The 12,557-nt window shown below is 67.9% G+C and carries 10 protein-coding genes; 4 read left to right on the forward strand and 6 right to left on the reverse strand.

The window, feature by feature from the left end; all coding sequences use genetic code 11:
* Nucleotides 1-69: 69 nt before the first annotated feature.
* The 3 genes from hutI (at nucleotide 70) to hutU (ending at nucleotide 4,551) form a co-directional block, all read left to right on the forward strand.
* A complete protein-coding gene (gene hutI, locus EZM81_RS02400) occupies nucleotides 70-1,263 on the forward strand; it encodes an imidazolonepropionase (RefSeq protein WP_135449027.1) in 1,194 nt (397 codons plus the stop codon).
* On the forward strand, nucleotides 1,253-2,785 hold the full coding sequence (gene hutH, locus EZM81_RS02405) for a histidine ammonia-lyase (protein WP_136644639.1): 1,533 nt from the start codon (nucleotides 1,253-1,255) through the stop codon (nucleotides 2,783-2,785). Before hutI ends, hutH begins: the two co-directional genes overlap by 11 nt.
* Nucleotides 2,786-2,865: 80 nt before the next feature.
* Nucleotides 2,866-4,551, forward strand: coding sequence for a urocanate hydratase (gene hutU, locus EZM81_RS02410; RefSeq protein ID WP_136644640.1), 1,686 nt, complete (start codon nucleotides 2,866-2,868; stop codon nucleotides 4,549-4,551).
* Nucleotides 4,552-4,594: 43 nt separating this feature from the next.
* Here the strand turns inward: hutU and EZM81_RS02415 are convergent, their stop codons facing one another.
* Together EZM81_RS02415 and EZM81_RS02420 are read right to left on the reverse strand one after the other, a co-directional pair.
* On the reverse strand, nucleotides 4,595-5,248 hold the full coding sequence (locus EZM81_RS02415; RefSeq protein WP_136644692.1) for an alpha/beta hydrolase: 654 nt from the start codon (nucleotides 5,246-5,248) through the stop codon (nucleotides 4,595-4,597).
* On the reverse strand, nucleotides 5,245-5,889 hold the full coding sequence (locus EZM81_RS02420) for a DNA-3-methyladenine glycosylase (protein WP_371685711.1): 645 nt from the start codon (nucleotides 5,887-5,889) through the stop codon (nucleotides 5,245-5,247). The genes EZM81_RS02415 and EZM81_RS02420 overlap by 4 nt, the downstream gene beginning before the upstream one ends.
* A 65-nt stretch (nucleotides 5,890-5,954) precedes the next feature.
* Here EZM81_RS02420 and EZM81_RS02425 point away from each other — a divergent pair, with 65 nt between their 5' ends.
* Nucleotides 5,955-7,160, forward strand: coding sequence for an MFS transporter (locus EZM81_RS02425; RefSeq protein WP_136644641.1), 1,206 nt, complete (start codon nucleotides 5,955-5,957; stop codon nucleotides 7,158-7,160).
* A 79-nt stretch (nucleotides 7,161-7,239) separates the two neighbouring features.
* Here the strand turns inward: EZM81_RS02425 and EZM81_RS02430 are convergent, their stop codons facing one another.
* The 4 genes from EZM81_RS02430 to preA form a co-directional block, all read right to left on the reverse strand.
* A complete protein-coding gene (locus EZM81_RS02430; RefSeq protein WP_136644642.1) occupies nucleotides 7,240-7,995 on the reverse strand; it encodes a squalene/phytoene synthase family protein in 756 nt (251 codons plus the stop codon).
* Nucleotides 7,992-9,668, reverse strand: coding sequence for a citramalate synthase (cimA, locus tag EZM81_RS02435; RefSeq protein ID WP_136644643.1), 1,677 nt, complete (start codon nucleotides 9,666-9,668; stop codon nucleotides 7,992-7,994). Before cimA ends, EZM81_RS02430 begins: the two co-directional genes overlap by 4 nt.
* Nucleotides 9,665-11,059: a cysteine--tRNA ligase gene (cysS, locus tag EZM81_RS02440; RefSeq protein ID WP_136644644.1), complete on the reverse strand. Its 1,395-nt coding sequence runs from the start codon at nucleotides 11,057-11,059 to the stop codon at nucleotides 9,665-9,667. The genes cimA and cysS overlap by 4 nt, the downstream gene beginning before the upstream one ends.
* 189 nt (nucleotides 11,060-11,248) lie before the next feature.
* Nucleotides 11,249-12,547 carry an NAD-dependent dihydropyrimidine dehydrogenase subunit PreA gene (preA, locus tag EZM81_RS02445; protein ID WP_136644645.1) on the reverse strand — a complete coding sequence of 433 codons (1,299 nt, stop codon included), beginning with the start codon at nucleotides 12,545-12,547 and terminating at the stop codon, nucleotides 11,249-11,251.
* Between the last annotated feature and the right edge of the window lie 10 nt (nucleotides 12,548-12,557).

The following is a 12,557-nucleotide window of genomic DNA, read 5'->3' on the forward strand; positions in this document are numbered from 1 at the left end:
GGCGACTCACTTGACTTGCATTATGTCTAGACATATTAACCATTAAACCAGTCATAAGGCAAGACGCCGATGCTTCTGACCCATGCCACCCTTGCAACGATGATCAACGGCTATGGCCTGATCCCCGATGCCGCCGTGGCAATGGACGGCGACCGGATCGCCTGGGCCGGGCCAATGACCAGCCTGCCCGCGACCTTCCGCGCCCTGCCCGAGCATGACTGTGCCGGACGTCTGGTCACACCGGGACTGATCGATTGCCACACCCACACCGTCTTTGCCGGACACCGCGCGGTCGAATTCGAGCTGCGATTGAAGGGCGCAAGCTACGAAGAGATCGCCCGCGCCGGAGGCGGGATCCTTTCCACCGTGACCGCCACCCGCGCGGCGTCCGAGGACGATCTGCTTGCTGCAGCCCTGCACCGGATCGACCAGCTGATCGCCAGCGGCGCCACGACGATCGAGGTGAAGTCCGGCTATGGCCTCACGGTCGAAGACGAGCTGAAGATGCTTCGTGTTGCGCGACGCATCGCCGACAACCGGCCGATCACTGTAAGGACCAGCCATCTTGCCGCCCATGCGGTTGCGCCGGAATACTGGGGCAACCCGGGCAGTTACATCGCCGAGGTCGCCATTCCCTCGCTTCGTCTGGCCCGGGCCGAGGGGGTCGTTGATGCGGTCGATGCCTTCTGCGAGACCATCGCCTTTTCGGTGGACGAGCTTGCGCCCCTCTTCGTCGAGGCCCGCGCCCTGGGCCTTCCCGTGAAGATCCATGCCGAGCAGCTTTCCGACCAGGGCGGCGCCGCCTTCGCCGCCCGGCACGGGGCGCTTTCTGCGGATCATCTGGAATATCTCTCGCCCAAGGGCATCGCGGCAATGGCGGCGGCGGGCACGGTTGCGGTGATCCTGCCGGGCGCCTTCTACACGCTGCGGGAAGGCCAGCTGCCGCCCATCGCCGCCCTGCGCGCGGCGGGTGTCCCGATGGCGGTGGCGACCGACCTGAACCCTGGTTCCTCGCCCATGGCCTCGCTGACCTTGGCGATGAACATGGCCTGCACCCTGTTCCGCCTGACGCCGGAAGAGGCGCTTCTCGGCACCACGGCCCATGCCGCCCGCGCGCTGGGGCTGGGCGACCGGGGCCGCATCGCGCCGGGCCTGCGCGCCGACCTGGCGATCTGGGAGGCCGACCATCCGGCGGAACTCAGCTACCGCATCGGCGCCACCGCGCTGCATCAACGCATATACGGAGGCCGTCTTGACGCCTGAAATCCTGATCCCCGGCCAGGTCAGCCTTGCCCAGCTCGAGCGTATCTACAGGCAGCGCCTGCCCGCACGCCTGCACGGCAGCGCACGCGAGGGCATCGCACGCGCCGCCAGCCACATCGCCGCCGCCGCGACCGGCCATGCGGCGGTCTATGGCGTAAATACAGGCTTCGGCAAGCTTGCCAGCATCAAGATCGCCCCGAAAGATACTGCCACACTTCAGAAAAACCTTATCCTGAGCCATTGCTGCGGCGTGGGCGCGCCCATGGCCGAGGACGTGGCACGGCTGATGATGGTGCTGAAGCTCCTCTCGCTCGGCCGCGGCGCCTCGGGCGTGCGGCCCGAGGTTGTGGCGCTGATCGAGGACATGCTGGCCCGGGGAGTGACCCCGGTCATCCCCGACCAGGGCTCGGTCGGCGCCTCCGGCGACCTCGCGCCCCTGGCGCATATGACCGCAGTGCTGATCGGCCATGGCGAGGCGATGGTGGACGGCCAGGTGAAGCCCGGCGCCGAAGCCCTTGCGCAGAAAGGACTATCGCCGATCACGCTGGGCGCGAAGGAAGGGCTTGCCCTCATCAACGGCACGCAGTTCTCCACCGCCTATGCGCTGGCGGGCCTGTTCCAGGCCTGGCGTGCGGCACAAGAGGCGCTGGTGATCTCGGCGCTGTCCACGGACGCGATCATGGGCTCGACGGCGCCCCTGGACCCGGAAATCCACACCCTTCGCGGCCATCCCGGCCAGATCGAGGCGGCGGCGACGATGCGCGCGCTGCTTGCCGGCAGCGAGATCCGCGAAAGCCACCGCGAGGGCGATACCCGCGTGCAGGACCCCTACTGCATCCGCTGCCAGCCACAGGTGACGGGCGCCGCGATGGACGTCCTGCGCATGGCGGCGCGGACACTCGAGATCGAGGCCAATGCCGCCACCGACAACCCGCTGGTGCTGTCGGACGGCCAGATCGTCTCGGGCGGCAATTTCCACGCCGAACCCGTAGGCTTTGCCGCCGACATGATCGCCATGGCCATCGCCGAGATCGGCGCCATCGCGCAGCGCCGGGTGGCGTTGATGGTGGACCCGACGCTGTCCTTCGACCTGCCCGCCTTCCTGACCCCGAAGCCCGGCCTGAACTCCGGCCTGATGATCGCCGAGGTCACCACCGCCGCGCTGATGAGCGAGAACAAGCACCTCGCCCATCCCACGGTGATCGATTCGACGCCGACCAGCGCCAACCAGGAGGATCACGTCTCGATGGCCGCCCACGGCGCGCGCCGCTTGGGCCGGATGGCCACGAATCTGCACGTCATCCTCGGCGTCGAGGCGCTCTGCGCCGCGCAAGGGGTGGAGTTCCGCGCGCCGCTGCGCACCTCCGCCCCGCTGCAGGCCGCGCTGCACGTGCTGCGGGCCGAGGTGCGTGCCCTGGAAGACGACCGCTACCTCGCCCCTGATCTTGCCAAGGCTGCCGCATTGGTGGCCGAGGGCGCGCTTGGCCGCGCCACGGGCGTCCCCCTTCCCGCCCTCGCCTGACTTCTTCCGTTCCCAAATATCCTCGGGGGGTCCGGGGGGCGAAGCGCCCCCGGGGCCTCCACCAGACCAGGAGCCCGACCATGACGAACCCCCGCCACAACCTCCGCGACATCTACCCGCCGACCGGCCCAGAGCGGACCTGCAAATCCTGGCAGACCGAGGCCGCGATGCGGATGCTGATGAACAACCTGCATCCCGACGTGGCCGAAAACCCGCATGAACTGGTGGTCTATGGCGGAATCGGCCGCGCCGCACGGACCTGGGACGACTTTGACCGGATCGTCGCCAGCCTGAAGGACCTGGAGTCGGACGAGACCCTGGTCGTCCAGTCCGGCAAGCCCGTGGCCATCGTCCGCACCCACAGCGACGCCCCGCGCGTGCTGATCGCCAACTCGAACCTCGTGCCGCACTGGGCCACCTGGGCGCATTTCAACGAACTCGACCGCAAGGGCCTGATGATGTACGGCCAGATGACCGCCGGGTCCTGGATCTACATCGGCACGCAAGGCATCGTGCAGGGCACCTACGAGACCTTCGCCGAGGCCGGGCGGCAGCATTACGGCGGTAACCTCACGGGCCGCTGGATCCTGACCGGCGGCCTCGGCGGCATGGGCGGCGCGCAGCCCCTGGCTGCCGTGATGGCGGGCGCCTGCTGCCTGGCGGTGGAGGTCGACGAGACCCGGATCGATTTCCGCATCCGCACCCGATACCTGGACGCGAAAGCTCATAGTCTGGATGAAGCCCTTGCCATGATCACCGAATGGACGGCAAAGGGCGAGGCGAAGTCAGTGGGCCTTCTGGGCAACGCGGCAGAAGTCTTTCCCGAACTTCTCGCCCGGATGCGCGCGGGCGGGCCGCGCCCGGACATCGTGACCGACCAGACCTCGGCGCATGATCCCCTGCACGGCTATTGCCCGGCGGGCTGGACCGTCGCCGAATGGCGCGCGAAGCAGGAGACCGACCCGGCGGCGGTGGAGAAGGCCGCCCGGCACTCGATGCGCGCCCATGTCGAGGCGATGGTGGGGTTCTGGAACGCGGGTGTGCCGACGCTGGACTACGGCAACAACATCCGCCAGGTGGCGAAGGAAGAAGGGTTCGAGAACGCCTTCGCCTTCCCCGGTTTCGTCCCGGCCTATATCCGGCCCCTCTTCTGCAAGGGGATCGGCCCCTTCCGCTGGTGCGCGCTGTCGGGCGACCCCGAGGACATCCGCAAGACCGACGCGGCGATGAAGCGGCTTTTCCCCGACAACGCGCATCTGCACCGCTGGCTCGACATGGCCGGGGAGCGAATCGCCTTCCAGGGCCTGCCGGCGCGGATCTGCTGGATCGGGCTGGGCGACCGGCACCGGGCGGGGCTGATGTTCAACGAGATGGTGGCCAGCGGAGAGCTGAAGGCCCCTATCGTCATCGGGCGCGATCACCTCGATTCGGGCTCGGTCGCAAGCCCCAACCGCGAAACGGAAGGCATGAAGGACGGCTCGGATGCGGTTTCCGACTGGCCGCTTCTGAATGCGCTGGTGAACACCGCTTCGGGCGCGACCTGGGTCAGCCTGCATCACGGCGGCGGGGTCGGAATGGGGTTCAGCCAGCACGCGGGCGTGGTGATCGTGGCCGATGGCACGCCCGAGGCCGCGCGGCGGCTGGAGCGTGTCTTGTGGAACGACCCGGCCTCGGGCGTGTGGCGGCATGCGGATGCGGGCTACGAGGCCGCGATCCAGTGCGCCAAGGAGCACGGGCTGCGGCTGCCGGGGATACTCGGTAACTGACCGGCACCAGTGTCGGGGGGCAACTGTTCCGGCGCAGATCCGGCTAGGCCAGCCGCTCCTTCAGGAACTGCAGCGTCACGCCCAGCCCATCGGGTGCGATGCCGTGGCCGGTGCCTTGCATGACGTGACCATATGTCGGAAAACCGGCCGCGACCAGCGCGTCTCCTGCCCTGGCCATGTCGGAAAACGGCACCACAGGGTCCTGATCGCCGTGGATCAGCAAAACCGGCGGCTTCACCAGCGCTTCCGCAGCCAGGGCTTCGGGCCTGAGCAACCGGCCCGAGATCGCGACCACCCCGGCCACGGCCTCGGGGCGGCGGGGGGCGACCTCCAGGCTCATCATCGCACCCTGGCTGAAGCCGACCAGCGCCATGCGGTCGGGCATCAGCCCCTCTTCGGCAAGGCGCGCATCAAGAAAGCCGTTCAGATCCTTGACCGCGGCCGCCAATCCCGCTGCGGCGGCAGCTTCGGAAGACCCGTCGAGCCAGGGAATCGGGAACCATTGATAGCCGAAACCGCCCCCCGCGCAGCGTTCAGGTGCGTCCGGGGCAACGAAGGCCGTTTCCGGCAGGTGCGGCGCCAGGACATCGGCCAGGCCCAGAAGGTCGGCGCCATCCGCGCCATAGCCATGCAGGAACACGACCAGCGACCGCGCCTGCCCCGCGCCCTTCCGCCCGAACCGCAATTCCCGCATCAGATCACCCCTTCCCGTTCCCGTGCCACGCGGTAGTAGGCCCAAAGCACCCGCGCCGCAACCGAGCGCCAGGGCGACCAGGCCTCGGCCATGGCCCGCAGCGCCTTGTCGGTGGGCCGCGCGGGCAGGTCGAACAGCATCCGCGCCGCCTCTTGCAGCGCCAGGTCGCCGGGGGCGAAGACATCGGCCCGCCCCAGCGCGAACATGGCATAGATCTCGGCTGTCCAGACCCCGATCCCCGGCACTGCGACCAGAGTGCGGACGACCTCTGCATCGGGAATGTCGCGCAAGGCGTTGAAATCTATGCCCGCCTGCGCCAGCGCCCTGCCATAGCGCGCCTTCTGCCGCGACAGACCCGCGGCGCGCAGGTCCGCGTCCGAGGCCCGCGCCATCGCCTCGGCCCCGGTCAGCCCCGCGCCTTCCAGCCGCGCCCAGATCGCCCGGGCGCTGGAGACCGAGACCTGCTGGCCGACGATCGCGCGCAGCAGGGCCGCGAAGCCGTCGGGCTCGCGGCGCAGGGGCAGCGGCCCGACCACGGGCAGCGCGCGGGCAAAGGCCGGCTCGCGCGCGGCGAGCCACTCCGCCCCTTCGGCCACGCAGTCCAGAGACGTGATGATCCGGCCCACCATGCCCCTTCCTGCCATCCGCGGCGCCCGGTCGCAACCCTGCCCCTTGCCCCTTGGCCGGCACAGGTCTACGCCTTGCCCCCATGACCAGCGACTCCACCGCCCGCCGCAATGTGATCGTCCTTGTCGCCGCCCAGGCGATCCTGGGGGCCCAGATGCCCATGATCTTCACCATCGCCGGGCTGGCCGGTTCCACGCTGGCGCCGAATGCCTGCTGGGCTACGCTGCCGATCTCGATGACGGTCATCGGCTCAATGCTGACCGCGACGCCGATCTCTGCCTTCATGCAGCGCCACGGGCGCCGCGCGGGGTTCGTGGCTGGTGCGCTTGGCGGGACGCTGGGGGCAGCCATCGGCGCCTGGGGATTGTCGAGCGGCAGCTTCCTTCTTTTCTGCCTGGGTGCGCTGTTCACCGGTATCTACATGTCGGCGCAGGGCTTCTACCGCTTCGCCGCCGCCGACACAGCGTCCGACACTTTCCGTCCAAAGGCGATCAGCTGGGTCATGGCAGGGGGGCTGCTGTCGGCCATCGTCGGGCCGCAGCTGGTAAAGGTGACCGCGGACTATGCGGTGGTGCCGTTCCTGGGCTCATATCTCGCGGTCATCGGGCTTAATCTTTTCGGCATGTTTATCTTTGCCGCGCTGGACATTCCGAAGCCGAAGCCGCCTGAACTTGGGGCGCCGTCGGGCCGCTCGCGGGCAGAACTTATCCGCACCCCGGTGATTGCCGTGGCGATGATTTGTGCCACCGTCTCTTACGCGCTGATGAACCTGGTGATGACGTCCTCGCCCCTGGCAGTGGTCGGCTGCGGCTTCGATACGGGGGATGCGGCGGATGTGGTAACCGCCCATGTGCTGGCCATGTATGCGCCCAGCTTCTTCACCGGCCATCTGATCGCCCGCTTCGGGACCGAGCGGATCATCGCGCTTGGGCTGACCATCCTGGCCGCGGCCGGGGCGGTGGCTATGGCCGGGGTGCAGCTCGAGAACTTCTTCATCGCTCTGGTCCTGCTGGGAATCGGCTGGAACTTCGGCTTCATCGGGGCGACCACGATGCTGACCAACGCGCAGCGGCCGGAAGAACGCGGCCGGCTGCAAGGCCTGAACGACCTTGTCGTGTTCGGAGGTGTGACCTTGGCGAGCTTTTCGTCGGGCGGGCTGATGAATTGCGCCGGCGGCTCGACCCAGGCGGGCTGGCAGATGGTCAATCTGGCCATGCTGCCCTTCCTGGTCCTGGCGGGCGGCGCGCTGATCTGGCTCTGGCTGCGGCCGCAGGAAACGCGCGCCTGAACGGCCGCTCTTGGCCGCATTGCATGCGCTAATCGCTCGGTCCCGCGACGAGGCGACGCAACCGAACGAGGAGCAGCCCTCACCAGTGCCCGGTGACACCCTGCCGCAAGAGAAGCCAGCGCCGCCGGAACTCGGAGAGTCCCAGATGCGAGCTTTCACTGGCAAGTGCCTGACGCAGCAGACCCTCTGTCTGCCAGCCCGCCAGAAGCGCCGGGGCGACCCCCTTTGGCACCGACCGGCGCGCCTGCCGCGCGGCGGCCAGCCGCTCCAGCCCCAGCCGCGCCAGATCGCGGCCGGTCACGCCCTCCGGCAAGGGACGGCGCCCGCGCGCGACAAGCTCGGGCACGGCGCGCAGGTAGAAGGCCGCCGCCGTAGCCCAGCCATAGGCGCGCACCGCATGTTCCGCCCCCTCCGGCGCCCCCAGCGCCCTGGCGGCCAGCCACATCAGCCCCGCCCCGGTGTCGTCCAGATAGGCCGTCAACCCGGCGATCCCGTCATGCGGCGCGCGGTGGATGTCCCAACGGCGGGCGGCGATCAGGCGGTCCATGACCTCGACTGGCAGGCCGAAATCCCGGATCAGCGCGTGCAGCGGACCCGCGACCTCATGCGCGCGGGCTGCCCCCGAGGCCGCGTTTTCCACCACGTCGCGCCACCATTGCAGGCGCATCTCGGCGATCAGCGGCTCCTGCGTCACCCATGGGGCGCGGGCGACTTCGAGGTTGAAGGCATAAAGCGGCAAGAGCTGCGCGCGCACCGCGACGGGGGCGGCCATCACCGCGAGGAAACGGTCCGGATCGCCCCGCTGCACCAGCCCGGCGCAGGCGTCGAGGCTCATGCCGCCGCCCCTTGCGGCTGGCCGAAGTCACGGATCAGTTTCCACTGGATCGCGTCCAGCAGCGCCTCGAAACTGGCGTCGATGATGTTGGCGCTGACCCCCACGGTGGACCAGCGGTGGCCCTGCCCGTCCTCGCTGTCGATGATGACGCGCGTCACCGCCTCGGTCCCGCCATTGGTGATGCGGACCTTGAAGTCCACCAGCTTCATGTCGTCGATGCAGGCCTGATAGGGGCCAAGATCCTTGGCCAGCGCCTTGGCCAGCGCGTTGACCGGGCCGCGGTCGCTGCCGGTCTCGTCCATGCTGTCGCTGACCGACATCATCTTGCGGTCGCCGATCTTGACCACCACCACCGCCTCTGAAAGCGAGATCATCCGGTCGTACTTGTTCTTCCGCCGCTCCACCGTCACCCGGTAGCGCTTCACCTCGAAGAAGTCGGGACACAGGCCCAGTTCGCGCCGGGCGACCAGCTCGAACGACGCCTGCGCGCCGTCATAGGCATAGCCCTGATCCTCGCGCGCCTTCACCACCTCGATGATCCGGCCCAGGCGCGGATCCTTCGGATCGACCTCGATCCCGGCCGAGGCCAGCCGCGCCCGCAGGTTCGACAGGCCCGCCTGGTTCGACATCGGAATCACGCGCTCGTTGCCAACAAGCGCCGGGTCGATATGTTCGTAGGTCGAGGGATCCTTCAGGATCGCGCTGGCGTGCAGCCCCGCCTTGTGCGCGAAGGCCGAGGCGCCGACGTAAGGTGCGCTGCGCAGCGGCACGCGGTTCAGGATGTCGTCCAGCATCCGGGAGGTCTTGAGCAACCCCGCCAACGCCGCGCGGCTGACCCCGGTCTCAAACCGGCTGGCATAGGGTTCCTTCAGCAAGAGCGTCGGGATCAGCGTTGTCAGGTTCGCATTGCCGCAGCGTTCGCCCAGCCCGTTCAGCGTGCCCTGCACCTGCCGCGCCCCGGCCTCGATCGCGGCCAGCGAGTTCGCCACCGCATTGCCGGTGTCGTCGTGGCAATGGATGCCCAGCCGGTCGCCGGGGATGCCGGCGGCGATGACCTCGGCCGTCACCCGGCCCACCTCGGCCGGCAGCGTGCCGCCATTGGTATCGCAAAGCACGATCCAGCGCGCGCCCGCATCCCGCGCCGCCGTCAGGCAGGCCAGCGCATAGGCCGGGTTGGCGCGGTAGCCGTCGAAGAAATGCTCGGCATCGAACAGCGCCTCGCGCCCCTTCGCGACCAGATGCCGGATCGAGGAGGCGATGGCCTCGAGGTTTTCCTCCAGCGTCACGCCAAGCGCGGTGGTGACATGAAAGTCATGCGTCTTGCCCACCAGGCAGACCGCCGGGGTGCCCGCGTTCAGGACGGCGGCCAGCACATCGTCGTTCTCGGCCGACCGGCCCACGCGGCGGGTCATTCCGAAGGCGGTAAGCGTGGCGCGGGTCGCGGGCGGGGCGGCGAAGAAATCGCTGTCGGTCGGATTCGCGCCCGGCCAGCCGCCCTCGATGTAATCGACCCCCAGCGCATCCAGCGCGCGCGCGATCTGCACCTTCTCGGCGGTCGAGAACTGCACCCCCTGGGTCTGCTGCCCGTCGCGCAGCGTCGTGTCGAAAAGCCAGAGGCGCTCACGCCGGGCCGAAAAATTCCTTGACGAAAATCTTTCTGTCTCTGCGGTCACTTGATCGCCTCCAGCCTTGCCGCATCGAAGCCGGGTCCGGGCACCAGCTCGACCCCCGCCTTCGACATGCGCACCTCGACCCCCGCCGCGACCAGCGCGGCCTTCAGGGCATCGACGGCGGAAAAATCCTTCGAGACCATTGCCTCGGCCCGAAGCGCGGCCAGCCGTTCCGCCTGACCCGACAGGTCAACCCGCGGCGCTGTGGCCCAAGCGCCCAGATGCTCGGTCAGAAGACCCATCAGCTGCGCCGAGGCCTTCAGCCCCTCCCAATCCCCCTCGCCCGCTGCGACATGCAGCGCAGCCAGCGCGCCGGCGGTGTTCAGATCGTCGGCCAGCGCCTCGACCACAGCCGGCAGGGGCGACGATGCGGCAACCGACGCCGACGCCGCGCGCCACTTGCGCAGGGTCGCCTCGGCCGCGCGCGCCTTGTCCGCCGTCCAGTCCATCGGGCTGCGGTAATGCGTCATCAGGAAGACGAAGCGGATCACTTCGCCCGGAATGCCCTGGTCCAAGAGGTCGCGCACGGTGAAGAAGTTGCCCAAGCTCTTGGACATCTTCTTCCCCTCGACCTGCAACATCTCGTTGTGCAGCCAGTAATGCGCGAAGTCGCCGTGCGGATGGGCGCAGGCGGACTGGGCGATCTCGTTCTCGTGGTGGGGGAATTGCAGATCCAGCCCGCCACCGTGGATGTCGAAGGATTCGCCCAGAAGCTCATGCGCCATGGCGCTGCATTCGATGTGCCAGCCGGGCCGGCCGCGACCCCAGGGGCTGTCCCAGCCGGGCTCGGCGGCCGAGGACGGTTTCCACAGCACGAAATCCATCGGGTCTTCCTTGAACGGGGCGACCTCGACCCGGGCGCCCGCGATCATGTCGTCCACGCTGCGCCCCGAAAGCTTGCCATAATCCCGGTAGCTGCGGACGCGGAACAGGACATGGCCCTCTGCCGCATAGGCGTGACCGGACCGGATCAGCCCCTCGGTCATCGCGATCATCTGGCCGATGTATTCCGTCGCCCGCGGCTCATGCGTCGGGCGCAGCGCGCCGAGGGCGTCCATGTCGGTGTGATACCAAGCGATGGTCTCCTCGGTCCGCTCGCGGATCAGCTCTTCCAGGGTGCCCTTCGCGCCGGCCTGCTGCCGCCGCAGCGCCTCGGCGTTGATCTTGTCGTCAACGTCGGTGAAGTTGCGAACGTAGGTCACATGATCCGCGCCATAGACATGCCTTAGCAGACGGAACAGCGTGTCGAACACGACCACGGGGCGCGCATTGCCCAGGTGCGCCCGGTCATAGACCGTGGGGCCGCAGACATACATCCGCACATTGGCCGGGTCGATCGGAAAGAAGTCCTCCTTCTTCCGGGTCCTGGAGTTCGTCAGGCGGATCTTCACCATGTCAGTCCCTTCGACACGCGAGCCTTCGCCGCGCGGGTTCGGCTTCTTTCCATGGGGAATGACGAAGCGCCCGCGCGACCGAAGTCAGCGGGTAATGCAGCAGATGCGGATGTTGCGCAACGTCGTCATGGCATGGGCCTAGCATGCCAGCCCCCCCGCACGCAAGCCGCACGAGGGGGCAGAGCAGCCCTATTCCGCAGCCTTCACGCTGGGGTTGTTCGGGTGCGTCGTCCAGTTGGCATAATCCCCGACCTTGACGCCCGTCCTGGGATCGACCGCGCCCTTCGGCAGCTCGACCATGGTGATGCAGTTGTCCACCGGGCAGACGTTGACGCAGAGATTGCAGGCCACGCATTCCGCATCATTCACCTCGAACACCCGGCCAGGCTTCATCAGGATCGCCTGGTGGCTGGTATCCTCGCAGGCGGCATAGCAACGGCCGCACTTGATGCAGGCATCCTGGTCGATCCGCGCCTTGGTGACATAGTTCAGGTTCAGATACTGCCAGTCGGTCACATTCGGCACAGCGCGGCCGACCAGATCCGACAAGGCGATCTGCTTGTCGTCCAGATATTGCGAAAGGCCGCTGATCATCTCCTGCACGATCTTGAAGCCGTAGGTCATCGCCGCCGTGCAGACCTGCACGTTACCCGCGCCGAGCGCCATGAACTCGGCCGCGTCGCGCCAGGTGGTCACACCACCGATGCCGCTGATCGGCAGGCCATGGGTCTCCGGGTTGCGGGCGATCTCGGCCACCATGTTCAACGCGATGGGCTTGACCGCCGGTCCGCAATAGCCGCCATGCGTGCCCTTGCCGTCGATCGATGGCTCGGGGCTGAAGCTGTCAAGGTTGACCGAAGTGATCGAGTTGATCGTGTTGATCAGGGAAACCGCATCTGCGCCGCCACGCTTGGCCGCTTCGGCCGGGCGGCGGATGTCGGTGATGTTCGGCGTCAGCTTCACGATGCAGGGCATTCGGCTGTGCTTCTTGACCCAGCGGGTGACCATTTCGATGTATTCCGGCACCTGACCTACGGCGCTGCCCATGCCGCGTTCGGCCATGCCATGCGGGCAGCCGAAGTTCAGTTCTACCCCGTCGGCCTCGGTATCCTCGATCCGGGCCAGGATGTCTTTCCAGCTGTCCTCGTCGCAGGGCACCATCAGGCTGATGACCAAGGCGCGGTCCTTCCACTTGCGCTTGACCTCCTTGATCTCGCGCAGGTTCACCTCCAGCGGGCGGTCGGTGATCAGCTCGATGTTGTTCAAGCCGAGAAGCCGCCGGTCTGCCCCCCAGATCGCGCCATAGCGCGGCCCGTTTACGTTCACGACCGGCGGCCCCTCGGAGCCGAGCGTCTTCCACACGACGCCGCCCCAGCCGGCCTCGAAGGCGCGCTCGACATTGTATTTCTTGTCCGTCGGTGGCGCCGAGGCCAGCCAGAACGGGTTCGGCGACTTGATGCCGATGAATTCGGAAGACAGGTTAGCCATGGCAGACCTC

This window comes from Tabrizicola sp. YIM 78059 (assembly GCF_004959785.1).
Classification (GTDB): domain Bacteria; phylum Pseudomonadota; class Alphaproteobacteria; order Rhodobacterales; family Rhodobacteraceae; genus Tabrizicola; species Tabrizicola caldifontis.